General features: G+C 69.0%; 27 protein-coding genes. 14 read left to right on the forward strand and 13 right to left on the reverse strand.

Annotated elements, in window-relative coordinates; translation table 11 throughout:
- Nucleotides 1–6 precede the first annotated feature (6 nt).
- Nucleotides 7–579 carry a DUF4332 domain-containing protein gene (locus BMW35_RS05700; protein WP_089668411.1) on the reverse strand — a complete coding sequence of 191 codons (573 nt, stop codon included), beginning with the start codon at nucleotides 577–579 and terminating at the stop codon, nucleotides 7–9.
- A gap of 26 nt (nucleotides 580–605) precedes the next feature.
- On the reverse strand, nucleotides 606–1,403 hold the full coding sequence (locus BMW35_RS05705; protein ID WP_089668412.1) for a shikimate dehydrogenase: 798 nt from the start codon (nucleotides 1,401–1,403) through the stop codon (nucleotides 606–608).
- A 78-nt stretch (nucleotides 1,404–1,481) separates the two neighbouring features.
- Here BMW35_RS05705 and BMW35_RS05710 point away from each other — a divergent pair, with 78 nt between their 5' ends.
- The 8 genes from BMW35_RS05710 (at nucleotide 1,482) to BMW35_RS05745 (ending at nucleotide 8,436) form a co-directional block, all read left to right on the forward strand.
- Nucleotides 1,482–2,435, forward strand: coding sequence for a calcium/sodium antiporter (locus tag BMW35_RS05710; RefSeq protein WP_089668413.1), 954 nt, complete (start codon nucleotides 1,482–1,484; stop codon nucleotides 2,433–2,435).
- 42 nt (nucleotides 2,436–2,477) lie between these two features.
- Nucleotides 2,478–3,830, forward strand: a complete 1,353-nt coding sequence (locus BMW35_RS05715) for a sodium:calcium antiporter (RefSeq protein WP_089670363.1) — start codon at nucleotides 2,478–2,480, stop codon at nucleotides 3,828–3,830.
- 109 nt (nucleotides 3,831–3,939) lie between these two features.
- Nucleotides 3,940–4,755, forward strand: a complete 816-nt coding sequence (locus BMW35_RS15860) for a hypothetical protein (RefSeq protein WP_089668414.1) — start codon at nucleotides 3,940–3,942, stop codon at nucleotides 4,753–4,755.
- 112 nt (nucleotides 4,756–4,867) lie between these two features.
- Nucleotides 4,868–6,229, forward strand: a complete 1,362-nt coding sequence (locus BMW35_RS05725; RefSeq protein ID WP_089668415.1) for a D-aminoacyl-tRNA deacylase — start codon at nucleotides 4,868–4,870, stop codon at nucleotides 6,227–6,229.
- Between the two features lie 27 nt (nucleotides 6,230–6,256).
- Nucleotides 6,257–7,432, forward strand: coding sequence for a cell division protein FtsZ (gene ftsZ, locus BMW35_RS05730; protein ID WP_089668416.1), 1,176 nt, complete (start codon nucleotides 6,257–6,259; stop codon nucleotides 7,430–7,432).
- 65 nt (nucleotides 7,433–7,497) lie between these two features.
- Nucleotides 7,498–7,752 (forward strand): hypothetical protein, encoded by a 255-nt coding sequence (locus BMW35_RS05735; protein WP_089668417.1) that lies wholly within the window; start codon nucleotides 7,498–7,500, stop codon nucleotides 7,750–7,752.
- A gap of 68 nt (nucleotides 7,753–7,820) precedes the next feature.
- Entirely contained in the window at nucleotides 7,821–7,994 is a 174-nt protein-coding gene (locus BMW35_RS05740) for a protein translocase SEC61 complex subunit gamma (protein ID WP_089668418.1), read from the forward strand.
- A 1-nt stretch (nucleotide 7,995) separates the two neighbouring features.
- Nucleotides 7,996–8,436 carry a transcription elongation factor Spt5 gene (locus BMW35_RS05745; protein WP_089668419.1) on the forward strand — a complete coding sequence of 147 codons (441 nt, stop codon included), beginning with the start codon at nucleotides 7,996–7,998 and terminating at the stop codon, nucleotides 8,434–8,436.
- A gap of 33 nt (nucleotides 8,437–8,469) precedes the next feature.
- Here BMW35_RS05745 and BMW35_RS05750 read toward each other — a convergent pair whose 3' ends face one another.
- From BMW35_RS05750 to BMW35_RS05760, 3 genes are all read right to left on the reverse strand, one after another.
- The gene (locus BMW35_RS05750) at nucleotides 8,470–9,192 is read right to left on the reverse strand and encodes a fumarylacetoacetate hydrolase family protein (protein ID WP_089668420.1); all 723 of its coding nucleotides are present in this window, start codon (nucleotides 9,190–9,192) and stop codon (nucleotides 8,470–8,472) included.
- 55 nt (nucleotides 9,193–9,247) lie between these two features.
- Nucleotides 9,248–9,589, reverse strand: coding sequence for a DUF7565 family protein (locus tag BMW35_RS05755; RefSeq protein WP_089668421.1), 342 nt, complete (start codon nucleotides 9,587–9,589; stop codon nucleotides 9,248–9,250).
- A gap of 365 nt (nucleotides 9,590–9,954) precedes the next feature.
- The gene (locus BMW35_RS05760) at nucleotides 9,955–11,112 is read right to left on the reverse strand and encodes an acyl-CoA dehydrogenase family protein (protein WP_089668422.1); all 1,158 of its coding nucleotides are present in this window, start codon (nucleotides 11,110–11,112) and stop codon (nucleotides 9,955–9,957) included.
- Nucleotides 11,113–11,220: 108 nt separating this feature from the next.
- On the opposite strand from BMW35_RS05760, the gene BMW35_RS05765 reads away from it, so the two are divergent.
- Nucleotides 11,221–11,976: a PHP-associated domain-containing protein gene (locus BMW35_RS05765; protein ID WP_089668423.1), complete on the forward strand. Its 756-nt coding sequence runs from the start codon at nucleotides 11,221–11,223 to the stop codon at nucleotides 11,974–11,976.
- A gap of 6 nt (nucleotides 11,977–11,982) precedes the next feature.
- Here the strand turns inward: BMW35_RS05765 and BMW35_RS05770 are convergent, their stop codons facing one another.
- The 3 genes from BMW35_RS05770 to BMW35_RS05780 all read right to left on the reverse strand — a co-directional run bounded on the left by BMW35_RS05770 (nucleotide 11,983) and on the right by BMW35_RS05780 (nucleotide 13,413).
- The gene (locus BMW35_RS05770) at nucleotides 11,983–12,465 is read right to left on the reverse strand and encodes a metal-dependent hydrolase (protein WP_089668424.1); all 483 of its coding nucleotides are present in this window, start codon (nucleotides 12,463–12,465) and stop codon (nucleotides 11,983–11,985) included.
- 22 nt (nucleotides 12,466–12,487) lie between these two features.
- Nucleotides 12,488–13,003 carry a CinA family protein gene (locus tag BMW35_RS05775; RefSeq protein WP_089668425.1) on the reverse strand — a complete coding sequence of 172 codons (516 nt, stop codon included), beginning with the start codon at nucleotides 13,001–13,003 and terminating at the stop codon, nucleotides 12,488–12,490.
- A 65-nt stretch (nucleotides 13,004–13,068) separates the two neighbouring features.
- Nucleotides 13,069–13,413 carry a nuclear transport factor 2 family protein gene (locus BMW35_RS05780; RefSeq protein WP_089668426.1) on the reverse strand — a complete coding sequence of 115 codons (345 nt, stop codon included), beginning with the start codon at nucleotides 13,411–13,413 and terminating at the stop codon, nucleotides 13,069–13,071.
- A 94-nt stretch (nucleotides 13,414–13,507) separates the two neighbouring features.
- On the opposite strand from BMW35_RS05780, the gene BMW35_RS05785 reads away from it, so the two are divergent.
- Together BMW35_RS05785 and BMW35_RS05790 are read left to right on the forward strand one after the other, a co-directional pair.
- Nucleotides 13,508–14,608, forward strand: coding sequence for a pyridoxal phosphate-dependent aminotransferase (locus tag BMW35_RS05785; protein ID WP_089668427.1), 1,101 nt, complete (start codon nucleotides 13,508–13,510; stop codon nucleotides 14,606–14,608).
- A 48-nt stretch (nucleotides 14,609–14,656) separates the two neighbouring features.
- Nucleotides 14,657–15,751, forward strand: a complete 1,095-nt coding sequence (locus BMW35_RS05790) for an ArsA family ATPase (RefSeq protein WP_089668428.1) — start codon at nucleotides 14,657–14,659, stop codon at nucleotides 15,749–15,751.
- A 6-nt stretch (nucleotides 15,752–15,757) separates the two neighbouring features.
- Here BMW35_RS05790 and BMW35_RS05795 read toward each other — a convergent pair whose 3' ends face one another.
- The 4 genes from BMW35_RS05795 to BMW35_RS05810 form a co-directional block, all read right to left on the reverse strand.
- On the reverse strand, nucleotides 15,758–16,579 hold the full coding sequence (locus BMW35_RS05795; protein WP_089668429.1) for an SDR family oxidoreductase: 822 nt from the start codon (nucleotides 16,577–16,579) through the stop codon (nucleotides 15,758–15,760).
- A 48-nt stretch (nucleotides 16,580–16,627) separates the two neighbouring features.
- Nucleotides 16,628–17,494: a hypothetical protein gene (locus BMW35_RS05800; RefSeq protein WP_089668430.1), complete on the reverse strand. Its 867-nt coding sequence runs from the start codon at nucleotides 17,492–17,494 to the stop codon at nucleotides 16,628–16,630.
- 64 nt (nucleotides 17,495–17,558) lie between these two features.
- Nucleotides 17,559–18,377 carry an endonuclease V gene (locus BMW35_RS05805; RefSeq protein WP_089668431.1) on the reverse strand — a complete coding sequence of 273 codons (819 nt, stop codon included), beginning with the start codon at nucleotides 18,375–18,377 and terminating at the stop codon, nucleotides 17,559–17,561.
- Between the two features lies 1 nt (nucleotide 18,378).
- On the reverse strand, nucleotides 18,379–19,359 hold the full coding sequence (locus BMW35_RS05810) for a rhomboid family intramembrane serine protease (protein WP_089668432.1): 981 nt from the start codon (nucleotides 19,357–19,359) through the stop codon (nucleotides 18,379–18,381).
- A 162-nt stretch (nucleotides 19,360–19,521) separates the two neighbouring features.
- Between BMW35_RS05810 and BMW35_RS05815 the strand changes: the two genes are divergently transcribed.
- The 3 genes from BMW35_RS05815 to BMW35_RS05825 are packed head-to-tail and all read left to right on the forward strand — an operon-like array spanning nucleotide 19,522 to nucleotide 22,135.
- The gene (locus tag BMW35_RS05815) at nucleotides 19,522–19,956 is read left to right on the forward strand and encodes a DUF5788 family protein (RefSeq protein WP_089668433.1); all 435 of its coding nucleotides are present in this window, start codon (nucleotides 19,522–19,524) and stop codon (nucleotides 19,954–19,956) included.
- A complete protein-coding gene (gene polX / locus BMW35_RS05820; RefSeq protein ID WP_089668434.1) occupies nucleotides 19,953–21,707 on the forward strand; it encodes a DNA polymerase/3'-5' exonuclease PolX in 1,755 nt (584 codons plus the stop codon). Before BMW35_RS05815 ends, polX begins: the two co-directional genes overlap by 4 nt.
- Nucleotides 21,704–22,135, forward strand: coding sequence for a Mut7-C RNAse domain-containing protein (locus tag BMW35_RS05825; protein ID WP_089668435.1), 432 nt, complete (start codon nucleotides 21,704–21,706; stop codon nucleotides 22,133–22,135). The genes polX and BMW35_RS05825 overlap by 4 nt, the downstream gene beginning before the upstream one ends.
- On the opposite strand, the gene BMW35_RS05830 is transcribed toward BMW35_RS05825, so the two are convergent.
- Nucleotides 22,132–23,061 carry a cell division protein CdpA domain-containing protein gene (locus BMW35_RS05830; protein ID WP_089668436.1) on the reverse strand — a complete coding sequence of 310 codons (930 nt, stop codon included), beginning with the start codon at nucleotides 23,059–23,061 and terminating at the stop codon, nucleotides 22,132–22,134. The two genes, BMW35_RS05825 and BMW35_RS05830, sit on opposite strands and share 4 nt — an antisense overlap.
- Between the last annotated feature and the right edge of the window lie 74 nt (nucleotides 23,062–23,135).

The raw sequence follows: 23,135 nt of genomic DNA on the forward strand, positions 1-23,135 counted from the left end.
ACATCGCTACCGGTCGCCCGCGCGGTCGATCCAGCGACCGACGCGCTTCGGGGAGAGGTCGGTGTCGGCGGCGAGTTCGTCCGGGTCGGCGTCCGCGAGCGCCGCGAACGTCGTGACGCCGGCGTCGTGCAGTCGGTCGGCGTACGCCGGGCCGACACCTTTGATCTCCGTGAGGTCGTCCGGCTCCGGTTCGGCGGCCGCGTCCTCGTCCGCGTCGGCTTCGGCCGTCGAGTCCTCCTCGGCATCCGTATCGGCGTCGGTGCCGACGTCGGCGTCGGTCGCGACGTACTCGTCGTCCTCGACGTCGGTGTCGGTGGCCGAACCTGCGGCCTCTGCGGGTTCGGCGGCGCGGTCGGGGTCGTCGGTTCCGGCTTCGTCCACGAGCGACTCCGTCGACGCCGCGGCGTCGGTGCCGGTGGCGGCCGGGTCGTCGCCCGACGAGTCGTCGCCGTGGTCCTCGGCAGGGGCCTCGGTGTCGTCACCGGGTTCGCGCTCGACGGTGACGTCGACGCCGCTGCCCGGCGCACGCTCGGACGATTCGAGCCCGAGCATCGACTTGAGTTTAGAGAGCAGTCCCATCGTTGGCGTATATATCGCTCCCCAACTTAAAGCCGTGCCCGAAGTGCGGTGTTCATCGCGTCGACGGGCGCATCGCGGCCCGTCCACCGCTCGAACGCCGCGACGCCCTGGAACAGCAGCATCCACGCGCCGTCGACGGTCGTCGCACCCGCCGCCGACGCGTCCCGCAGCAGGCGTGTCTCCAGCGGCGCGTAGACCGCGTCTAACACGGCGAGGTCCGCGTGGAGCGCGCTCGCCGGCACCGGCGATTCGTCGCTGTTCATCCCCACGGTCGTTGCGTTCACGAGCACGTCCGCGTCCGGGAGGAGCGCCGGCAGTTCGTCGAGCCCGTGAGCCGTCGCGCCCGCGTCTCCGGCGAGTGCCTCGGCCGTCTCGACGGTTCGGTTGGCGACGTGGACGGTCGCGTCGGCGTCCCGGAGCGCGAACGCGGCAGCCCGTCCCGCGCCGCCAGCGCCCACCACGACAGCCGTCTCGCCCGCCAGCGGCACGTCGTGGTGCGCGAACGCCCGCCGCACGCCCTCGAGGTCAGTGTTGTGGCCGGTCGGCTCACCCCCCGAGAAGTCGACGGTGTTCACGGCACCGACGCGCGCCGCGAGGTCGTCGACGGCGACGAGCTCCCGCACCGACTCCTTGAACGGAACGGTGACGTTCAGGCCGGCAATACCGAGCGCCCGCGCCCCCTCGATTGCGGCGTCGAGGTCCGCCGGCTCCGGCTCGAACGTGACGTACCGGGCGTCCAGACCGAGTTCGTCGTAGGCCGCCTCGTGCATCGGCGGCGACAGCGAGTGCTCGACCGGGTTCCCGACGAGTCCGTAGACGTCCATACCGAGACTCGTGGCCGCGTTCTCATAACTGGCACCCACACCGAACTGCTTTTCACTCGGTGGCCGTCTCCCGTCGATATGGCCGAATCGCTGCTCCTCGACGGAGCGATCCTCGTCGCCGGCATCCTCCTGCTGTACGTCGGCGCGGAGTTCCTGGTCTCCGCCGCCTCCGCCCTCGCACTCTCGCACGGCGTCAGGGCCGCAACCGTCGGTGTCACCGTCGTCGCGTTCGCCACGACGGCCCCCGAACTGTTCGTCAGCACGGTCGGCGGTATCACCGCCGACGACAGCATCGCCCTCGGGAATATCGTCGGGTCGAACATCGCCAACATCGGACTCGTCCTCGGCACCGCCGCCGTCCTCCGCCCGATGGACGTCGACAAGTCCCTGCTCTACCAGCACGGCCCGTTCATGCTCGCGGCCGCCGTCGCGCTCGTCGCGCTCTCGCTGGACGGCGAACTCGCCGCCTTCGACGGCGTCGTCCTGCTCGGGATGCTCGCCGCGTTCACCGGCTACCTCTACTACCAGTCCCAGCAGGAAGGAGACGTGAACCTCCCTGAGGACGTCGAGATGGACGAAGACCAGAGCGCCAGTACTCGTGACTACGTGGTGCTCGTCGGTGCCGTCGCCTTGCTGCTCGCGGGCTCCCGTAGCCTCATCATCGGTGGGCGGGGCGTGCTCTCAGCCTGGGGATTCGGCGACCTCTTTATCGGACTCACCATCATCGCGTTCGGGACTTCCGTCCCCGAACTCGCCACGTCGGTCGTGAGCGCCCTCCGGGACGAAGCCGACTTCTCCATCGGGAACGTCGTCGGGTCGAACATCTACAACATCCTCGCCGTCATCGGCTTCGTCGCCGTGCTCGTCCCCATCACCGTCCAGCCCGGGACCATCGGCTTCGAACTCCCCGTGATGCTCGGCTTCACGTTCGTCGCGCTCGGCATGATGGCGTTCGGCGACAACATCGGCCGCGTCGAGGGCGTCGGACTGCTCGCCGGCTACGCCGGCTTCGTCTACTTCCTGCTCCCCTGAACCGCAAGCGTTAGGGACTCGTTCGCGGTTCCTTGTGGTATGCTGAAAGAACGAGTGACACACCCACTCGCAGCGCTGGCTGTGGCGTTCGCCTGCACCGCGCCGTGGGTCGGTGTCGAACTCGCGGGCGGCCCGGAGGCGCTCGCGCTCACCGAGCTGGCGACCGTCGCCGTCAGCGGCGTCGCAGTGCTCGGCGCGTCGTTCCTCCTCGCGTGGGGAGCCGAGACCGCCGAGAAAGACGTGCCCCGGGCGTTCGCCATCGCCGTCCTCGCGGTGCTCGCTGTCGCCCCCGAGTACGCCGTCGACGCTCTGTACGCCTGGACCGCCGGCGCGAGCGCCGGTACGGCTCGCGGCGTCGAAGCCGGCAACCTCGCGGTCGCGAACATGACGGGCGCGAACCGCATCCTCATCGGGCTCGGGTGGTCCGGAATCGCGATGTTCACCGTCTACCGGGCGAAGACCACGTCGGACGTGGCCGTCGAACAGCGGTCCGGGTTCCTGGCGAGCGTCGTCCAACTCGACCGCAACATCAGCACGGAAATCGCGTTCCTGCTGGCCGCCACCCTGTTCGCGTTCTTCGTTCCCCTGAACGGTGGCATCGGCATCCTCGACACGCTCGTGCTCGTCGGGCTGTACGTCGTCTACATCGGCGTCATCATCCAGGGCGACGTGGAGAAGCCGGAGGGCCAGGTCGGTGTCCCGAAGTACCTCCAAGGCCTCACCAAGGTGGTCCGAATCGGGACCGTGCTGGCGCTGTTCGCGTACTCCGGCGCGATGATTTTCACCGCCGTCCACCCGTTCGCCCACGGCCTCGAAGCGCTCGGTAAACAGGCCGGCGTCCCGCCGTTCTTCATGATTCAGTGGATTGCGCCGCTGGCCTCCGAGAGCCCCGAACTCATCGTCGTCGCCTACCTCGTGAACAAGGCGCGCTCGACGGCGGGGTTCAACGCCCTCATCTCCTCGAAGCTGAACCAGTGGACGCTGCTCATCGGGACCCTCGCGGTCGTCTACAGCCTCGGCCTCGGCGAGGTCGGCTCGCTGCCGTTCGACGAGAAACAGACCGCCGAAATCTGGATTACGGCCGCCCAGAGCGCGTTCGCCATCGCCATCCTCTCCAACTTCAACATCAGCCTGCGGGAGGCAACGGGGCTGCTCGTGCTGTTCGTGAGTCAGGTCGTCGTCGAGTTCGCCATCATCCAGACGGTCGCCGACGCCGCCGTCGAGACCGAACTCAGCATCCTCGTCCTCCACGTCTACACCGTGGTCTACCTCGTGCTGGCTGCCGGGCTGTTCTGGCTGCGCCGGGAGTCCCTCGCACGGCTGCTGCGCCGCACCAACCGGACTGTGCAGTCGGCGTACGGCTCCGGCCGACCGGAGGCCGAGGCCGGCGACTGAGGAGTGCACGGTTCACTCCGCCGGCTCCACGTTCGGCCGTTCTCGGTTGGGAGCCGGTAGTGTGGATACCGACCGATTCATAGACGTGTGTTATTATCTACAGGTCGTCATGGGCTACCTCGACCGGCTGGAGTCCGGGTCTGCAACTCTGCCCCACCAGGCAGTTCGAGTTCCACTCCCTGACGCCGCGGCTGAGCGGGAGTGTTACGAGAACATGCGTCGAATCGCTGCCGCCGGCGAGCGGAAGATCGAACTCCTGGCCGACCCGGACGTTCCCGTAACGGAGGTCTACGAGGACGAACTCGGAGACATGCGGCGGAGTTTCGAACACCGGTTGGGACAGCTCGCCGGGGAGGACTACTACGAGGTCGCGACCGAGTACCTCGACGGCGAGCGCGACGACTGGGTCGGGGCGCTGGCTGCGTACTATCTAGAGTGCTACTACCGCTTACAGGAGCGCTACACGGTCGACGAGCAGATTTTCGTCCTCGTCATCCTCAGGTATCCGGAGTGTTTCACTGTGAATCTGAGCTTCCTCGAAGGCGAGGTCGGCGCGGACGCGGTCCGGTACGAATCGGCGAAACACGGTGGCCGGAGCCTCGACGACGAGAACAAGGAGCAGTACTACGCAGACTGCCAGTACTCCCAGAAGCAGGCCGCAGACTACCTCCGAGAACACGTCGGGTGTATCGTCAACGCGTTTCCGGACCCGGATGCGACGGCGTTCGAGCGGCGTCGGTACGGCGGGTTCGTACACGTCACCGGGAGGAACGGGTCGACGTTCGTGGAAATACTCGAATCCGTCTCCCCGGACCGGAGTCGTTTCGACGAACACGACGCGCCGACACGGGGGCTCGTGCCGGCGGGTCCGGAGTTCGAGCGAGTGCGAGAGCAGTACTTTGTCGACGCCGAGGTCGTGTTCTGATAGCTCACCATCCCGGGCTGACTAGCCGGGCCACGAGATTACTGCCCGCGGACTTCCGGCGCTACCACGCGGTAACGGCAGGCGTTTTACGCCCGACCGAGTACCCCGGAGCGTGATCGGCATCGTCGTGAGCCGCGCGGACGAGGCCTCGGAGCACATCGGCGACCACCTCCTCGAACTCGGCGACTTCGAGCAGGTCGCCGAGGACACCTACCGCGCGGACGGCTTCGAGTTGCGGGAGATCGACGACCTCCACATCCACGCGGACGACGCCGCCGCGGCGTTCGACGACCCCGACCTCGTGGTGTTCGTCTCTCGGCACAGCGGCGAGACGGGGCCGCTGCTGTCGGCCCACTACACGGGGAACTTCGGCGGCGACGCCGAGTTCGGGGGCGAGGGCCGGTCGGTCGCGCCGGCGTGCCCGAACGCCCACCACGCCGTGATGGCCGGCCTCCGGGAGCACGCGCCCGACGGCTACGACGTGGCGATGGAGTGCACCCACCACGGGCCGACGAGCGTCGGCGCGCCCTCGATGTTCGTGGAACTCGGCAGCGACGAGGCCGAGTGGGGCGACCCCGAGGGCGCGGGCGCGGTCGCGAAGGCCGTCCTCGGCCTCCGTGGCGTCGACCCCCACGGCGACCGGGCGCTCGTCGCGTTCGGTGGCGGCCACTACGCCCCTCGACCCTCCCGCGTTCTCGCGGAGACCGACTGGCCGGTCGGCCACGTCGCCGCCGACTGGTCGCTGTCGGACCTCGGGGACCCGCGCCAACACGAGGGCGTCGTCGACGCGATGTTCGCTGCGAGCGGCGCCGAGTACGCCGTCGTCGACGGCGAGCAGTCCGCCGTCCGGGACGCCATCGCCGGACTCGGCTACGACGTCGTCTCCGAGACGTGGGTCAAGGAGACGGACGGCGTCCAGCTCGACCTCGTCGCCTCGCTGGAAGCCCACGTCGGGCGCGTCGATGACGGCCTCCGGTTCGGCGCACCCGCCGAGTCCCACGAGGGCGACTACCGGGTCGTCGACCTGCCCGGCGACCTGCTGGATGCCGCCCACGCCGTCGACCCCGACGCAACGGTCGAGGCGGCACAGGAGCGAGCGCTCGCCGTGCTCACCGAGGAGAACGGGAACCGCCTCGCCGGTCCGGCGGCGTTCGCGACCGGCAACGACTACGACGCGCTCGTCGACGGCCTCGCGGACGTGCTCGCGGCCGAGTACGACGAGGTCGCGCGAAATCAAGCTGAGGTCACCGCCACTCGGGAGACCTTCGACCCGGCCGCCGCCGCCGACCGCGGGGTCCCGGAAGGCCCCGCCTACGGGAAGCTCGCGAACGGCCAGCCGGTCGAGTACGACGGGGCTACCATCACCCCCGACGAGGTCGCCCGAACGGAGACCATCACCGTTCCGGTCGCCCTCCGAGAGCGGGCGCGAGAGCGCGTGCGACGCCCGTCCGACGCGGAGGGGAAAGGTAATTAAGCCTCACACGCTACCCGTTAGGCAACAATGGACTCGATCGTACAGGACGCCATAGACGAGGCCGAGGAGTCCGAAGACTCGGCCTCGGACGCGGGCGACGTCGCGGGCGGCGGGGGCGAGCCGATGCCCACCGGCACCATGACCGACGACGAACTCGAGGACGTCCTCCAGGAGCTCCAGACGAACATCACGGTGGTCGGGTGTGGCGGTGCCGGCTCGAACACGGTCAACCGCATGGCAGAGGAGGGCATCCACGGCGCGGACCTGGTGGCGGCGAACACCGACGTCCAGCATCTCGTCGACATCGACGCCGACACGAAGATTCTCATGGGCCAGCAGAAGACCAAGGGCCGTGGTGCCGGCTCGCTCCCGCAGGTCGGCGAGGAGGCCGCCATCGAGTCCCAGGACGAGATTCGGGAGGCCATCTCGGGCTCGGACATGGTGTTCGTCACCGCCGGGCTCGGCGGCGGCACCGGCACCGGCTCCGCGCCGGTCGTGGCGAAAGCCGCCCGCGAACAGGGCGCGCTCACTATCGCCATCGTCACCACGCCGTTCACCGCCGAGGGCGAGGTCCGACGCACGAACGCGGAAGCCGGCCTCGAACGCCTCCGCGACGTCGCCGACACCGTCATCGTCGTCCCGAACGACCGACTCCTCGACTCGGTCGGAAAACTCCCGGTTCGCGAGGCGTTCAAGGTCTCCGACGAGGTCCTCATGCGCTCCGTGAAGGGCATCACGGAACTCATCACGAAGCCCGGCCTCGTCAACCTCGACTTCGCCGACGTTCGCACCGTCATGGAGAAGGGCGGCGTCGCCATGATCGGGCTCGGCGAGGCCGACTCCGACGCGAAGGCCGCGGACTCGGTCCAGTCCGCACTTCGCTCCCCGCTGCTGGACGTCGACATCTCCTCGGCGAACTCCGCGCTCATCAACGTGACGGGTGGGCCGGACATGAGCATCGAGGAGGCCGAGGGCGTCGTCGAACAGCTCTACGACCGCATCGATCCGGACGCCCGCATCATCTGGGGCACCAGCGTCGACGAGGAGATCGAGGAGGAGATGCGCACCATGGTCGTCGTCACCGGCGTCGACTCTCCCCAGATCTACGGCCGCAACGACACCCCCGAGCCCGAACCGCAGCCCGAGCCCGAACCCGAACCGCAGCCCGGCAGCGAAATCGAGGACATCGACTACGTCGAATGACGCTCGCGGTACAGCGGCTGCAAACGGTCGCCGTGTTTTAGTCCGGCCACGGCGACGCCTGGACTGTGCCTCGGCTCACACACTCCCTCGCAGAGACGTGGACGGCGGCGACGACCTTCGAATCGACACGCGTACGCGCTGCGGTTCTCGTCGCCACCATCGTGTGTAGCTTCCCTGTGACGTGGGAACTCTCCGAACTCTGGGAACAGGAGTTCGGGTACTCCTCGCTCGCGACAGTGGTGTCGACGATAGTCGTGTTCTTCGCCGTCTACGCCGTGTTTGGGTACGTCTCGACGTTCGCGACCGATCGCGAGGAGTGAAACCCGACACTCGAAAGTCCCTATGCAGCATCAATAGATAGAAAAGCCAGCGTCGTGTGGAGTCGAGTATGGACGTTCCCCTAGAGCTTTCCGCGTACACCAGGGTGCTCCGCCTGGCGAGCACGCCCTCCTGGGAGGAGTTCTCCCAGATTGCGAAAATCGCCGGCGCAGGCATCCTGCTCATCGGCCTCATCGGATTCGTCATCTTCCTCCTGATGAGCGGCGTGACCTCGGTGATCTGAGATGGGTGTGTTCGCCGTCAAGACAACCGCGAGCCAGGAGCAGACCGTCGCGAGCATGATCGCGAACCGCGAGGAGGACACCATCCACGCGGTGCTCGCGCCGGACGCGCTCACCAGCTACGTGATGGTGGAGGCCGAGGACACCGCCGCCATCGAGCGCGTCATGGAGGAGATTCCGCACGCCCGCAGCCTCGTGCCCGGCGACGCCGGCATCTCGGAGGTCGAGCACTTCCTCTCTCCGAAGCCGGACGTCGAGGGCATCGCGGAGAACGACATCGTCGAGCTCATCGCGGGGCCGTTCAAGGGCGAGAAGGCCCAGGTCCAGCGCATCGACGAGGGCAAAGACCAGGTCACCGTCGAACTGTACGAGGCGACCGTCCCGATTCCGGTCACCGTGCGCGGCGACCAGATTCGCGTGCTGGACTCCGAAGACCGCCAGTAACGCGGCCGGTTCCGGCGCGACGCGGTTCCGCAGCTAGTTCTCGCCGTCGACGATAGTGTTTCGCAGCGTGCCGACCCCTTCGTACGTGATTTCGACCGTCTCCCCGGGTTCAACGAGCCCCGGGTTCGCCGGGCTGCCGAACGCAATCACGTCGCCGGGCCGGAATGTGAATCGCTCGGAGAGGTAGGCGACGGCCTCGTAGGGGTCGAACAGCATCAGTTCCGTGTTCGCTTCCTGGCGTCGCTCGCCCGCGATGTCGGTGTGCATGTCGATGCCGCACGGGTCGACGTCCGTCTCGACCCAGGGACCAAGCGGGCCAGACCCGTCGAAGGCCTTGCGCGCCGTGCGGCCCTGCTGGTCGAGCGCGTCGAGGTCGTTCATCACGGTGAATCCGCGGAGGACGTCCGGCACGTCGGCTTCGTCGACGTCGTGGCAGCGCTCGCCGACGACGGCGGCGAGTTCGCCCGCGTACGTGAGTTCGTCGGTGAACGACGGGTAGGGGATGTCGGCACCGTGACCGACAACCGACGCCGGCGGCTTGATGAAGAAGTCCGGCTCCTCGGGGCGCTCGTAGTCCATCTGGTCGAGCGTCGCGGCGTAGTTCCGGCCGATGCAGTACAGCGCCGACGGGTCGCAGGGCGGTGCGAGCCGGCCGTCGTCGCCAACCACGTACTCGGCGTCGTCGGTGACGACGGTTCCGTCGCGGTACTCGCCCTCGACGATGCCGTCGGCTGTCTGGAGTCGCGCGAGTCGCATGGGGACAAGAGACAGAGCCGTCCGGAAGGCGGTTCCGGACGCGGCAGCCGAGAACTCAGCTCGTGGTGACGGGGGTAGGGTCGGTGGTGTCGAGGACGTCGGCCCGCTCGTCGCTGAGCAGGTCTTCGAGGACGCTGGGGTCGAGGGCGTCGCCGACGGCTTCGAGGACCTCCTCGCGTTCGCGGATGGCGGCGGCGTCGCCGTCGTAGAAGCGGACGTACTCGGCGCGCGTGTGGTCTTCGAGGACGTGCTTGACGGCGAAGTAGCCCTCCGGGACGGTGTCGCCACAGACCTCGCACTCGTGGGTCTCGTGGTCAGTCACCTGGTGTGCCAGCAGTGCTTCGACGCTACCGAAGGTCGACCCACAGCCGACAATCGCGCACTCCCACCCGGGCATGCCTCCTCGTAGCCGGAGCGCGCGCATAAACTTTGTGTCGCTAGCTAGAGAACTGAACCCCGCACGTCCGTCGAATGTCTGCCGCGCGTCAGACAAACTTTCAATCGTGATAACGATACGCACGACAGTTAACAGTCCGCTATCTGACCCGTGAAGCACCGCCAGAGCCGCGATGTCGCGGTCTGTGGGATACGCGACTGGTAGGTGCGGTGACCCGAGGATGAGTCGGGCGTTCGCACGCCCTCCGTCCAGTGTTCGATTACAGCGAGAGCCGCTGCGCGCCCGGACTCACAGCAATTCTGTCGTCTGTTTCGCTACTCTCCCCGGACTGCCGGGAGACGCAGTCTCCGGTCACCAGGTTCGTTTCACTCAGCCGACTGCCGGTAGATGAGGTTGCGCTGAATCTCGTTTGCGCCCTCGTAGATGACCGGGATGCGGACGTCTCGGTAGACCCGCGCGATGCGGCGGTCGGTGAGATTCGAGCGGCCGCCGTGGAACTGCATGCCCTGCTCGGCGTTCGCCGTGGCGACCTCCGTCGCCTTCGTCTTCGCCATCGCCGCCCAGAGCCCGGGCTGGTCGTAGGCCTCGACCTTCTCGGCGGCCCGGTACGCGAGCGCGCGCGCCGACTCGAACTCCAGACGCATGTCAGCGAGACCGTGCTGGACGGCCTGGAAGTCCGAGACGTTCCGCCCGAACCCTTCGCGGTCGTGGACGAAGTCCCACGCCTCCTCGAAGGCGGCGGCGGCCAGCCCCAGCCCGTGACCGGAGACCACGACGCGACCGTGGTTGAAGAAGTCGGTGAGCATCATGAAGCCCGCGCCCTCGCTCCCGATGAGGTTCTCCTCCGGGATGCGGCAGTCGTCGAAGACGATGTGTGCCTGCTTCGACGCGCGCATCCCCATCTTCTCCGGGATGTGTTCGGCGTCGTAGCCGTCGGTGTCGGTCGGCACGGCGAACAGCGAGTAGTTCATGTAGCGGTCGTCGGTGTCGCCGGTCTTCGCGTAGACCGTGACCCAGTCGGCCTCGACGCCGTTCCCGATCCAGTACTTCTCGCCGTTCAGGACGTACTCGTCGCCGTCCTTCTCCGCGGTCGTGTGCATGCCGGCGAGGTCGGAGCCGATGTCGGGCTCGGAGACCGCGAGTCCGGTGATCTGTTCGTTCTCGGCGACCGGACGGAGGAACTCCTCTTTCTGCTGTTCGCTGCCGTACTCCTGCATGAGTTCGGCTCCGAAGCTCGCGAGCTGGAGCGTCAGCGCGATGCCGGCGTCCGCGCGGAAGAACTCCTCGGCGATGGCGAGCATCTGGGTCAGGTCGAGACCACGGCCGCCGTACTCTTCGCTGATGTCCTGGGCGACCAGACCGGCGTCCATCCCCGCCTCCAGGATGTCTCGCGGGTAGTCGCCGGTCCGGTAGAACTCCTCGGCGTTCGGCGCGATGTGTTCGGCCGCGAAGTCTCGGGCGTCCTGTTTCACGTCCTGGGCGTGTTCGGGAACGACGTCCTCGGAGAGCAACTCGAAGCTCATACTCGCCCTTCGGACGCCACACCCATAAGCTCGCCAGAACGCGGAACACCGGGCGAAGCGTTCACCGAGACCGAAAGCGGCTAACTGTCGCCACGCGAATCCGAGGGCGTGCCGACGACTCGTGTCGACCTCCACGTGAAAGTGCTGGACGACGACGCCGTCCGTCAGGCGAAGTCAGCCGGCGTCGACGTGCTCGTGTACGCCCCGCACTTCACGCGCCTGCCCGACATCCGCGAGCGGGCGGCCGCCTACAGCGACGACGACCTCCTCGTGGTGCCGGCCCGCGAGATTTTCACCGGCTCGTACCGCGACCGCAAACACGTCCTCGCGGTCGGCCTCGACTCGCCGGTTCCGGACTTCGTCACGCTGGACGGCGCGCTGACCGAGCTCGACCGCCAGAACGCCGCCGTACTGGCACCCCACCCGGGGTTCCTGACGGTGAGCCTGACGCCCGCCGACGTCGAGGCGTACCGCGGCCGCCTGGCCGCCGTCGAGACGTACAACCCGAAACTCCTCCCGCACCACGACCGGCGCGCCCGCCGGCTGGCCGACGTCCACGACCTCCCCGAGTTCGGGTCGTCGTACGCCCACCTCTCGAACACGGTCGGCGACGTCTGGACCGCGTTCGACGCCGAAATCGAGAGCGAGGCCGACCTCGTCGACGCGCTCCAGTCCGGCGTGAGCCGGAGCGTCGAACACCGGAACGGCCCCGGTCACCGGCAGCGTCGTCTCGCGGAGAAACTCCACCTCGTCTACGAGAACACCTGGGAGAAAGTCGACCGCTTGTTGCTCTCGGGGATGGAGCCCACCCACCCCCGTCACATCGCGTACGACGGCCGGTTCGACGATGTCGCCGTCTACTAGGCCGTCTCAGAGGAAGGTCTCGACGGTCTCCATCGGGATGACCTGAGGTGCCAGGTAGAGCACGGCGGCGACGACCGCCAGCTCCAGAATGGTGATTACGACCGTGACCGTGGTCGCCCACTTCGAGGACGTGGTGACGCCCACGGGCAGTCCGTACTCCTGGTCGGAGAGCGGGTAGAACAGCGCGATGCCGCGTCTGCTGCCGACCACGTCGAGGACGTAGTGGCTGAGTACGCCGACCCACACCCACTGGAGGTTCCCGAAGTAGAACGGGAACGCGTAGAGGACGGCGAGGACCGGGAGGCTGTGGAGGGTCTTGCGGTGTTTCCCGAAGTCGGTGTCGACGTCGGGGAACAGCGTGCCGAGGACGACCGGCACGAGCGTCGCCGCGATGGTCTCGAACGTCTCCAGTCCGCCGTCCGGGTGGAGGACGTAGCCGAGGCCCACGGCGAGCAGGATGCCGTTGAGAACGTGGTCGCCTTTGTTCATCGGGTAGGTCGATGCACGGTGGTTACGTGACGCTTTCGAGTTCCCCCGCGAGTAGTTGCAGGGCAGTTCGGGCAATCTGCTCCTTGATTGCCAGTCGGTCACCGTCGAGCTCGCGGCGCGTGACCGCGGCGTAGGAGTCCCCGCTGCCCCAGTTCCCGGCGTACGCGACGCCGACGTAGACCGTGCCGACGGGCGTCTCCGCGCTGCCGCCGTCCGGTCCCGCGACGCCGGTGGTGGCGACGCCCCACGTCGTGCCGGCCTGGTCGCGGACACCTCGCGCCATCTGGCGGGCGACCGGTTCGCTGACCGCGCCGTGGTCGTCGAGCGCTTCGCGGGTGACACCGTGGTCGAGTTTCGCGTCGTAGGCGTACGTGACGTAGCTCCGGTCGAAGTAGTCTGAGGAGCCCGGCACGTCGGTGAGCAGCGAGCCAATCAGGCCGCCGGTACACGATTCGGCAGTGGCGACCGTGTGGCCGGCGTCCCGGAGCGCGTCCCCGACCGTCTCCTCGACCGGCGGGTCGTCGGCGTACTCGCGCATGCTCCGAGCTTCCCGGGGCGACAGCAAGAAGGTAGGGGTCGAGGCGGAGGCGTGTCGGGTCGCGGTCAGACCGTGTCGCGGTCGGTGTACGTGTGGCGTTCGGCAATCGTGCCGTCCTCGACGAAGTGGAAGTCCGCGAACCCGAACTCGACCGGCTCGCCGGCCTGTTCGCCCGAGAACGTGCCGCGGACGGCGACCCGGTCGCCGCCGACGACGACGTGGTGAATCTCGTGTTCGCCCTCCAGAGCGCGGTCCTCGCGGTAGAACGCCGCGAGGTCGTCCTTGCCGTCGATGCTGGACTGGCCGGGCCGCTCGTAGGTCACGTCGTCGGCGAACAGCGCGAGCAGGTCGTCGACGCGGCCGTCGTCGACGGCGTCGTAGTACTCCCGGGCGAGTTCTCGGTGGGACATGCTCACGAGGACAGCGCGGAACGCCCTCAACGCCCGTCTCCCGGCGACGTTTGCCGGGCGAAAGAAACACGTGCCGACGCGTCCAGACTCCGGTATGGAGTACGAGGAGCCGCTGTTCTTCCGCGTGATGAAGTACGCGGCCGACGCAGACCGCGACGTCGTCGACATGGTCTCGGGGAACCCGGACTGGGGGTCACCGCCGGCGGTCAGTGAGGGCCTGCACGCCTACGCCGACACCGGAGGCGACGACTTCCAGTACCCGCCCAGCGAGGGGCTGCGGGAACTCCGCGAGGAGATTGCGGCCCGACGCGGCGTGGACGTGAGCCAGGTCGTCGTGACGAACGGCGGCGGCGGCGCGAACTACCTCGCGATGGGGCGCGCGCTGGAGCGCGGCACCGGCGACGAGATCGTCATGACCGACCCGGTCTACCCCTACTATCCGGGGAAGACGACGATGCTCGGCGGCACGCAGCGCTTCGTCGTCGCGGACGACGAGGGCCACATCGACCCCGCGGACGTCCGCGAGGTCGCCAGCGAGGACACCGCCTGCATCGTCGTGAACACGCCGAACAACCCCACGGGCGCGGTCTACCCGGAGGAGACGATGGCGGAACTGGTCGCCATCGCGGAGGACAACGACGCCATCCTCGTCAGCGACGAGGTGTACGACCACTTCGACTTCTCCGGCGAGTTCACGAGCGCGCTGGAGTACGACTCGCCGCACCGCATCGTCACGAACTCGTTCTCGAAGTCGCTCGCGATCACGGGGTTCAGGGTCGGGTACGCCATCGCCGACGAGCGCCACGCCGAGCCGATGAAGTCTCGGCACATGCTCACGAGTGTGGCTGGCAGCCGGCCGTCGCAGGCCGCCGTCCTGCACGCGCTCCGGAACACCGACCCCGACTACTACGAGGACACCCGGGCGCTCCTCCGGGAGCGCATCGCCGCGTTCACCGAGGCACTCGACGCCGCGGGCGCTGAGTACACGACGCCAGAGGGTTCGTTCTACGTGATGGCGCGGTTCCCCGGCTTCCCGGGCACCCTGGAGAACGTCTACGAACTCATCGACGAGGCGGGCGTCGCGGGGATGCCGGGCGCTGGCTTCGGCGAGTCGCGGACCGACTGGCTGCGGTTCGCGCTCGTCACGCCCCGTGCCCAGGAGGCCGCCGACCGCCTCGCCGACTACTTCGCCTGACGGCGCGCGACCAACGGATTGACCCCGGTGGGCGCACGACCCACGGGTATGGACGAAATCGAGGTCGAGGCGGTCGATTCTCTCGACCCGGGCGTCGAGACGGACACCGCGGAGTACGTGCTGTACGGCGGGAAGGGCGGCGTCGGGAAGACGACGATGGCGGCAGCCACCGCGCTCGCGTCCGCGAGCGACGGCACGAACACGCTCGTCGTCTCCACCGACCCCGCGCACTCGCTGTCGGACACTCTCGAAGCCGACATTCCGAGTCGGCCCCACCGAATCCGGGAGGACGTGCCGCTGTGGGCGGTCGAAATCGACCCAGACGACGCGCTCGACCAGGCCGGCATGTTCGGACAGGACGGCGGGCTCTCCGGCGGTCTGGAGTCGCTGCTCGGCGGCGGGATGCCCGGAATGGGCGGCGAGAGCGGACCCGGGGCGGCCGCCGGTGCGGGCAGCGCGGGTGCCGCGGGCGAAGACGAGAGCGCGGCGATGATGCCGGGTGCCGACGAGGCGGCCGCGATGCAGTTGCTCCTGGAGTACCTCGACGACGAGCGCTTCGACCGCGTCGTCGTCGACACCGCGCCGACCGGCCACACGCTCCGGCTGCTGGAACTCCCCGAGGTGATGGACTCGATGGTGGGGAAGCTGATGCAGTTCCGCGAGCGCATGGGCGGGATGCTCGACGGACTGACGGGGATGTTCGGTGGGGACGACGACGCGGACGCCGAGCAGGCGATGGGCGACCTCGACGACGTCAAGGAGCGCGTCGAACGCCTCCGCGCCGTCCTCACTGACCCCGAGCGCACCGACTTCCGGGTCGTCCTCGTGCCCGAGGAGCTCTCCGTCTCCGAGTCGAACCGGCTCGTCGCGCGCCTCGGCGAGTACGGCGTCCCCGTCAACACCGTCGTCGTGAACCGCGTGATGGAGCCGCTGGCGGACGTCACCGACGTTCCCGCCGACGCCTTCGTCGCGCCAAACCACGAGGACTGCGAGTTCTGCGCGCGGCGCTGGGACGTCCAGCAGCAGGCGCTCGCCGAGGCCCAAGACCTGTTCCGGGGCCACGACGTCAAGCGCGTGCCACTGCTCGCCGAGGAAGTCAGGGGCGAGCGGCCGCTGCGCGTCGTCGCCGCCTGCCTGGAGTGACCGCCGTCAGGTCAGCCACTTCAGCATCGCGCGGTAGCCGTAGTCGAGGACGCCGTCGGGGAGGAAGCGCGCGAGGACGCCGACGCGGCCGGCCTGCGCCACCGGGTAGCGGGCCGCCGGGTCGGGGCTGACGGCCGCTTCGACCACGACTTCTGCGACCTCGTCGGGCTGCACGGACCCCAGTCCGTTGACCGCGCTCGCGTCCTCGAACCACGAGTAGACGCGCTCGTAGGCACCGCTGGGGTCGAGGCTGTCCATCGAGGACTCCGCGCGGTCCTGGAAGCCGGTGTCGACGGGCCCGGGTTCGACGAGCGCCACGTCGACGCCGTACTCCGCGACTTCGTTGCGGAGCGCGTCGCTCATCCCTTCCAGCGCGAACTTCGAGCCGTTGTACGCGCCCATGCCGGGCGTCGCCACCCGCCCCGAGACGCTGGAGACGTTCACGATGGTGCCGTCCTCGCGCTCCCGCATGTGCGGCAGGGCGGCCCGAATCAGCCGGTGCGGGCCGTAGACGTTCACGTCGAACTGACGGTGGAGTTCCCGCGGCGGCACGTCCTCCAGCGGGCCGAGTTGCGCGTAGCCGGCGTTGTTCACCAGACAGTCCAGCCGGCCGTGCTCGTCGACGACGCTGTCGACGACGTTCCTGCACTGGGCGGGCTTCGTCACGTCCAGTTCGGCCGTCTCGCAGCCCGTCTCGGCAGCGAGGGCTGCGAGGTCGTCCGTGTCTCTCGCCGTCGCGACGACCGTCCACTCCTCGCGGCGGAGCGCGCGAGCGGTCGCCGCGCCGACGCCCGAGGAACACCCAGTCACGAGTGCGACCTTCTGCATGCTCCGACCGTCGGGGGCCCGCCAGTTAACAGTTGAGTCGCAGGCCGGTCAGTCCGGCGTCGGCATCGTCGCCTCGAACGTCACGAAGCGACCGTCCCGGCGCTGCGAGGTGATCTCCTCGGTGAACGCGCTCTCGCCGAGTTCGGCTGCGAGTTCGTCGACTGCGGCGTCGCTCGTGTCCGGTTCGAGGGCGTACACCCACGCGCCCTCTCCCGATTCCAGAGACGCCATCGACGTTCCCCACGCGTCGATTTCCTCGGCGTCTATCTCGCCGCCCGCGGGCGCACCGTACTGAGCCGAGACGAGGCCGCGGTGGGGGAGCCGCCGGAGGATGTGCGTGAACACCGGGGCAGTCTCCTCCAGGCGCTCGCGCTCGCCGAGGTGGGTGTCGACCCAGACCGAGAGGTCAGACCCCGCGAGCACCGCGTCCTCGCCGATTGCGAGTTCGCTGTCGGTCTCCGTGGCTTCGGCGGTCCGGTACCCCTCGTGCTCGCCGGTGCGTTCGTAGTCGGCCGACGCCTCGACGTCCGCGACGAGCGCGTCCGCGTCGAACGCCCCGAGGAGAATTGTGTTGCCCGACTGCACGAGCGCGCCGTCGGCGTCCTCGGGGGCGAGGTCGAAGACGCTCGTGCGCCCGACGCCGACGACGCTCTCGAGACCGACCGACTGGTAGTCGAACCGCGCGTTGCTCGACGGGAGCGTGCTGTACTCGGTGAGCCACGTCCGGAAGTCGGCGACCTCGTCCCAGTCGACCGACGGCGTGTCGTCGGCCGTGGTCGCTGGCTGTTCGGTCGCGGTCGAGTCACTGGTCGTCGCGTCGTCGCTGCCGCCGTCGCCGGTGCAGCCGGCGAGTCCCGCGAGCGCCAGTCCGCCCGCGCTGGCGAGCACGGACCGGCGGGAGGGGCGTTCCTGCATGGGTCGAGTTTCGAACTCCGACACTGAAATCCGCGTCGGGCAGTTGCAGCCGGCGAGAGCGCGCTCACCGGAGGTCGTCGGCGTACCGGTCGGCCAGCCGAGTGGGCGCGGGGAGCTTGTACCCCGTGCAGGTCGCCTCGACGAAATCGGCAGTGGACGCCGCGCTCACTCGGTGCCCGGGGCTGACGTAGAGCGGATTGACGTGTCTGGTCTCGGGGTTGGGGTACTGCCGGGTCTGGACTGCGTACCCGACGACCGTGCCGTCGGGCGCGTCCATCGAGTCGTCGGCCTCGATTGCGACCCGAGTGCCCGCCGGCAGCGGGTCGTCGAGCGATTCGGCCGGCGTCCCGCAGAGCAGGTTCTTCGCGACGCCGACCGCCGGAGTGTCGAACACGACGCCCAGATGGGCCGCCAGGCCCGCCTGCCGGAAGTGGATGCGGCCGCTGCCGTCGAAGACGAGCAGGTCGGGGTCGACGGACAGCGACGCGAGCGCGTCCACGATTGCGCTGCCCTCCCGGAACGACAACAGGCCCGGAATGTAGGGGAGGGCTAAGGGAGCCCGGCCCGCCGCCCGCTCGACGAGGTCGCCGTCCCGAATCGCGACGGCGGCGCTCACGGACTCGTCGTCCCGGAACGCCTGGTCGACGCCGACGACGACCGGCCCGTCGGCGTCGCCGCTCGCGAACGTCGCCTGCTCGGTTCCCGCGCCGGAGCCGTCCGCCGTCTCGCGGTCGGTCGGCGTCTCCGAGAGCGCGACGCTCGCCGGGTCGAGGCTGTGCCTGTCGGTGAACTCCGCAGCGCTCGCGATGTCGCGCTGCATCGATTCCATCTCCTCGCGGCTCAGGCCGGCCGTCGGCAGGAACTCGGGGCGGACGACGTCCATCTCAGCGCCGGCGTCCCGGCCCGCCCATCCCGCCGCCGGGGCCGCCCGGGCCACCGCCGCCGAACTGGATTTGCTTGGGCGCGCGCGCTCCGTCTCGCTTGAGTTTCGCGCCGTACGCCAGCCCGATGCCGAGGCCGGCGAGGTGCGCGAGCTGCGCGACGCCGCCCGCGCCGATGCCGCCCGCGCCCGACATCAGGATTGCGTACCCAGCGAACAGCGCCGTCGCGACCCACAGGGGCACCGGGATAATGAAGTAGAGGTAGATTCTGAGGTTCGGGTTCAGAACCGTGAGAACACCCATCAGCCCCGATATCGCGCCGCTCGCGCCGAGGACGGCGGACTGACTCGGCAGCCCGATGAGAGGGAGCCCGAGCACGTCGGGGTTCACCACAATGCTCGCGCCGACCTGCGCGAGTCCGGCGAGGACGCCGGCCGCGAGGAACAGCGCGGCGAACTTCCGCGAGCCGATGCGGTCCTCGACGACCGGCCCGAAGAAGTACAGCACGATGCTGTTGAACACGATGTGCGTGAACCCGCCGTGGGAGAACACCGACACCAGCCACGTCCAGACGTACTCGGGGTGTGCGGTGTTCACGGTGAAGATGTTGTACCACGCCGGGCTGCCCTGGGCCACACCGAGCAGCGGCGCGACGGCGTACTGGACGACGAACGTCGTCCACATCAGCGCGAGGAAGAGGAACGAGAGGTTCCCGCGGAAGTACGCGAGCGTGCTTCCCGGTCCAGTGTCTATGGAGAGCGCGTCGGCGACACCCCCACCACCACGGGAGCGGCCGCCACCCCCGCGGTCGTCGACGCTGTCGTCGAACCCGCTGTCGAAGACGCCGTCCGGGTCCCCCCAGTTGTCCAGGCCGGGACACTCGTGGTTCTCCGGCAGCCGGTGGTCGGAGCAGTAGGTGCCGCCACAGAGCCGACACTGGTATGGCATCGGTTCCTGCGTGCCACACCTGTCACACGTCGCCATCGGGCGAGGCTTGGAGTGGACTCGGGTTAGGGCTTTGGGTCGGCGAGAGAAACGGCGAAATCGACTGCGGTCGCGACGGCACTCCTTCGGGGCCGGTCTCCTCGGACGCCCGGCCGGTTCGGCACCCCGGCACCTATTTGAATCGCAGCCCATAGGTCGCCTATGCGCGAGTTCGAGCGGAAGCAGCTCATAGAGCGCGTCGATCGGGAGTCGGCGACGGTGGGAGCGTCGATTCCCGACGAGGTCGACGTGCAGGGCGAGCGCCTGGAGTTGGCCGACTTCGTCTTCGAGGTGAAACGCCACGACCGGGTGCCCGACGACCTCCGGAGCGAAGTGAGCCAAGCCAAGCGGCTGCTCCGGCGGGAACGGAAGGAACGCCGGGAGCGCATCGAGGAGGGAGACATCTCACGCGAGGAGGGCGAACGGGAGGCCGAGGTGGTCATCGGGCTGGACCGGGCGCTCCACGCCCTGGAGAACCTGGGGCCGACGAACATCGAGGCCGAAGCGGAGGCCCAGGAGCGCGCGGACAAGAAGCGCTGGTTCTCCTTCCTGCAGGACGCGCTCGGGAGAGACGACAACGAGGGAGTTCGCCGGTGAGCCGGAACGCCGAGGTCGCGGGGCTACTGGAGGAGTACGCCGACCTCCTGGAGGCCCAGGACGTCGAGTACAAGCCGAACACGTACCGGCGAGCGGCGGAGAACGTCCGCGACCACCCGGGGGCCGTCGAGGAACTCGCGGCCGAGGGCGAGGACGCGGTCGCGGACATCAGCGGCGTCGGCGACGCAATCGCGTCGAAAATCGTGGAGTACGTCAAAACCGGATCAATCGAGGAGTTGGAGGCCGAGCGCGAGGCGTTGCCGGTGGACATGGCCGAACTCACGTCCGTGGAGGGCGTCGGCCCGAAGACCGTCGGGCGGCTCTACGGCGCGCTCGGCGTCCGGACGCTCGACGACCTCGAAGACGCCGCGCGGGCGGGCGACATCCGGGAGGTCTCGGGGTTCGGCGCGACCACCGAGCAGAACATCCTCGACGGCATCCCGTTCGCGCGACAGGCCCAGGAGCGCGAACTGCTGGGTGACGCTCGGCCCGCGGCCGAGGACGTACTGGAGTTCCTCGCAGGTGTCGACGCGGTCGAGCGCGTGGACGTCGCCGGGTCGCTGCGGCGCTGGAAGCCGACCATCGGCGACGTGGACGTGCTCGCGGCGAGCGGCGACGGCGCGGCGGTCGGGGAGGCGCTGGCGGACTGGGAGCGCGTCGACGAAGTACTCGACCAAGGCGAGACGAAGACGAGCGTGCGCGTCGACGGGCAGCGCGTCGACCTCCGGGTCGTCGTCGAGGCGGAGTTCGGGGCCGCCCTCCAGTACTTCACGGGCAGCAAGGCCCACAACGTCGAGTTGCGCGACGACGCCGTCGACCGGGGCCTGAAGGTCAACGAGTACGGCGTCTTCGACCTCTCCGAGGTCGACGAGGAGGACGAGGGGCAGCGCGTCGGCGAACTGCTCGCGAGCGAGACCGAGGAAGAAGTCTACGACGCCGTCGGCCTCCCGTGGATTCCCCCGGAACTCCGCGAGCACCGCGGCGAACTGGCGGCTGCCGCGGACGGCGACCTCCCGGACCTCGTCGCGGTCGAGGACGTGCGCGGCGACCTCCACACGCACACTGAGTGGTCGGACGGCGCGCTGTCGGTCGCTAACCTCGCGGCGGGCGCGGCCGAGTTCGGTCACGACTACCTCTGCGTCTCCGACCACGCCACGGGCCCCGGCATCGTCTCAGAGACCGGGCTCTCCGACGCCGACCTCCGGGAGCAGGCCGAGACCATCGAACGAGTGCGCGAGGACACCGACTTGACTGTCTTCCACGGCGTCGAGGCGAACGTCGACGCGGACGGGAACGTCGGCGCGGTGAGCGACGACGTGCTCGCGGACCTCGACCTCGTGGTCGCCAGCCCCCACAGCGGCCTCGGCGACGACGGCGGCGACCAGACCGAGCGCCTGATTCGTGCGGTCGAACACCCACACGTCGACGTGCTCGGCCACCCGTCGGGCCGACTCATCAACCAGCGCCCCGCGATGGAGTTCGACCCCCGCGAACTCGCCGAGGCGGCCGCGGCTGCTGGCACCGCCCTGGAGGTGAACTCGAACCCCCACCGGCTCGACCTCTGGGGGAGCGCCGTGCAGGCCGCCGTCGAAGCGGGCGCGACCATCGCCGTGAACACGGACGCGCACGCCGCCACCGAGTTCGAGAACGTCGAGTACGGCGTCCACACGGCCCGCCGCGGCTGGGCCGAGGCCGGCGACGTGCTGAACGCGCGGGACGCGGCGGGCGTCCGCGAGTTCCTCGACTCGTGAGGCTGCTGGCCGACGCGATGCTCGGCAGCCTCGCCCGTATCTGCCGGATGTGCGGCCACGACACCGTCTACTGTCTGGACCGAGGCATCGAAGCCGACGACGACGTGCTCGCGCTCGCCGAAGGGGAGGACAGAGTACTACTCACGCGCGACCGACAGCTCGCCGAGCGAGCGCGGGACGCAGTCCGCCTCGAATCGAAGGACGTCGACGAACAGCTCCGCGAACTCGCGGCCACGGGCGTCGCCCTCTCGCTGTCGGCGGGCGAGCGCTGTGGCTCGTGTAACGGCGAGCTACGCGAACTCGGGGCCGGAGAAAACGCGGCCGAGTACGTCCCCGACGACGCCGCCCCGGTCTGGGCGTGTCGGAATTGCGGCCAGCAGTTCTACCGCGGGAGTCACTGGGAGGACGTGGAAGCGCGGCTCCCCTAGTTGTTGGACTCCCACCACTCGCAGGCCTCCATGTCGTCCATCTCCTCCTCGTAGAGGCCGCAGTACGGCTGCATGCCGTCGTCGGTGTCGACGTAGTCGAAGTGCGTGCAGTTCCCGCAGTACCGGTCCGGCCCCGGGCCGTCCCGGGCGTCGGCGTCGTCCAGCGGCGAGGAGATGTCCTGGCTCGCCGCGCCGCCGTCCGAGAGCGACGCCGACGCGCCGGGCCTGGAGGACGGTTCGGACATCGAGGAGGTCGTATTGCGTGTGCCGGTCGCCGGCGCTGGCTCCGGCTCGGAGGCGTTCGCTCGCGTCCGCTGCTCTGGGTCCTCGACGCCGCCGAAGACGCCGACGCCGCCGAACCCCTCCTGAGTGAGCTTCTCGCGTGCGCTCTCGAGGTCCGTCGTCGGCACCTCGACGGTGTGCGTCTCCCCGTTCTTCTCGACGGTCATCGTCACCGTTCCGCCGGGGTCGTTTCTGGTCTTGAACGTCGCGACCGCCGTGAACAGACACCAGAACGTCGTGATGATGCCGGCGGCGTACACGACGATGAACGCCAGCGTCGTCGTCGACGGGACGCCGGAGCCAGACGCGTACCACTGGAGCGGGTACGCGACCCGGAACAGCATCACACCGAGTACTGCAAGCCCGGAGCCGATTGCAGCGGCCGCGCGCTGCAGGCGGTTCGCGGGCAACACCGTGAAGATGCCGACGAACACCGCCGGGACGCCGAGGCCGGCGAGGATGCCCGCGATTTCGCGGCTCTCGTAGATGCCGAAGCCGTTCGACACCAGCACGCCGGTCGCCCCCGCGAGGATACCCCCGACGACGAGCAGCGCGCCCGCGGCGAACAACCCGGTGCCGAGGTAGACCCGGCGGGTGCTCGCCGCGCCGCCGCGGTTGTCGTACGCCTCCCCGAGGCTGGTCATGCAGTGGCATTGTGGTTGCAGGATAAAAACACTACGTCAGACGCGACCCGCTTCGAAAGCTTGAATCGGGGGCC

Source organism: Halobacterium jilantaiense (assembly GCF_900110535.1).
In the GTDB taxonomy this organism is placed as follows: Archaea; Halobacteriota; Halobacteria; order Halobacteriales; family Halobacteriaceae; genus Halobacterium; species Halobacterium jilantaiense.

Excerpts from the sequence above, each read along its gene's own strand:
- BMW35_RS05700 (WP_089668411.1), bottom strand. The coding sequence starts at position 579 with ATGGGACTGCTCTCTAAACTCAAGTCGATGCTCGGGCTCGAATCGTCC.
- BMW35_RS05705 (WP_089668412.1), bottom strand. The coding sequence starts at position 1,403 with ATGGACGTCTACGGACTCGTCGGGAACCCGGTCGAGCACTCGCTGTCG.
- BMW35_RS05710 (WP_089668413.1), top strand. The coding sequence starts at position 1,482 with ATGGCCGAATCGCTGCTCCTCGACGGAGCGATCCTCGTCGCCGGCATC.
- BMW35_RS15860 (WP_089668414.1), top strand. The coding sequence starts at position 3,940 with ATGGGCTACCTCGACCGGCTGGAGTCCGGGTCTGCAACTCTGCCCCAC.
- ftsZ (WP_089668416.1), top strand. The coding sequence starts at position 6,257 with ATGGACTCGATCGTACAGGACGCCATAGACGAGGCCGAGGAGTCCGAA.
- BMW35_RS05740 (WP_089668418.1), top strand. The coding sequence starts at position 7,821 with ATGGACGTTCCCCTAGAGCTTTCCGCGTACACCAGGGTGCTCCGCCTG.
- BMW35_RS05745 (WP_089668419.1), top strand. The coding sequence starts at position 7,996 with ATGGGTGTGTTCGCCGTCAAGACAACCGCGAGCCAGGAGCAGACCGTC.
- BMW35_RS05750 (WP_089668420.1), bottom strand. The coding sequence starts at position 9,192 with ATGCGACTCGCGCGACTCCAGACAGCCGACGGCATCGTCGAGGGCGAG.
- BMW35_RS05755 (WP_089668421.1), bottom strand. The coding sequence starts at position 9,589 with ATGCCCGGGTGGGAGTGCGCGATTGTCGGCTGTGGGTCGACCTTCGGT.
- BMW35_RS05760 (WP_089668422.1), bottom strand. The coding sequence starts at position 11,112 with ATGAGCTTCGAGTTGCTCTCCGAGGACGTCGTTCCCGAACACGCCCAG.
- BMW35_RS05770 (WP_089668424.1), bottom strand. The coding sequence starts at position 12,465 with ATGAACAAAGGCGACCACGTTCTCAACGGCATCCTGCTCGCCGTGGGC.
- BMW35_RS05775 (WP_089668425.1), bottom strand. The coding sequence starts at position 13,003 with ATGCGCGAGTACGCCGACGACCCGCCGGTCGAGGAGACGGTCGGGGAC.
- BMW35_RS05780 (WP_089668426.1), bottom strand. The coding sequence starts at position 13,413 with ATGTCCCACCGAGAACTCGCCCGGGAGTACTACGACGCCGTCGACGAC.
- BMW35_RS05785 (WP_089668427.1), top strand. The coding sequence starts at position 13,508 with ATGGAGTACGAGGAGCCGCTGTTCTTCCGCGTGATGAAGTACGCGGCC.
- BMW35_RS05790 (WP_089668428.1), top strand. The coding sequence starts at position 14,657 with ATGGACGAAATCGAGGTCGAGGCGGTCGATTCTCTCGACCCGGGCGTC.
- BMW35_RS05795 (WP_089668429.1), bottom strand. The coding sequence starts at position 16,579 with ATGCAGAAGGTCGCACTCGTGACTGGGTGTTCCTCGGGCGTCGGCGCG.
- BMW35_RS05800 (WP_089668430.1), bottom strand. The coding sequence starts at position 17,494 with ATGCAGGAACGCCCCTCCCGCCGGTCCGTGCTCGCCAGCGCGGGCGGA.
- BMW35_RS05805 (WP_089668431.1), bottom strand. The coding sequence starts at position 18,377 with ATGGACGTCGTCCGCCCCGAGTTCCTGCCGACGGCCGGCCTGAGCCGC.
- BMW35_RS05810 (WP_089668432.1), bottom strand. The coding sequence starts at position 19,359 with ATGGCGACGTGTGACAGGTGTGGCACGCAGGAACCGATGCCATACCAG.
- BMW35_RS05815 (WP_089668433.1), top strand. The coding sequence starts at position 19,522 with ATGCGCGAGTTCGAGCGGAAGCAGCTCATAGAGCGCGTCGATCGGGAG.
- BMW35_RS05830 (WP_089668436.1), bottom strand. The coding sequence starts at position 23,061 with ATGACCAGCCTCGGGGAGGCGTACGACAACCGCGGCGGCGCGGCGAGC.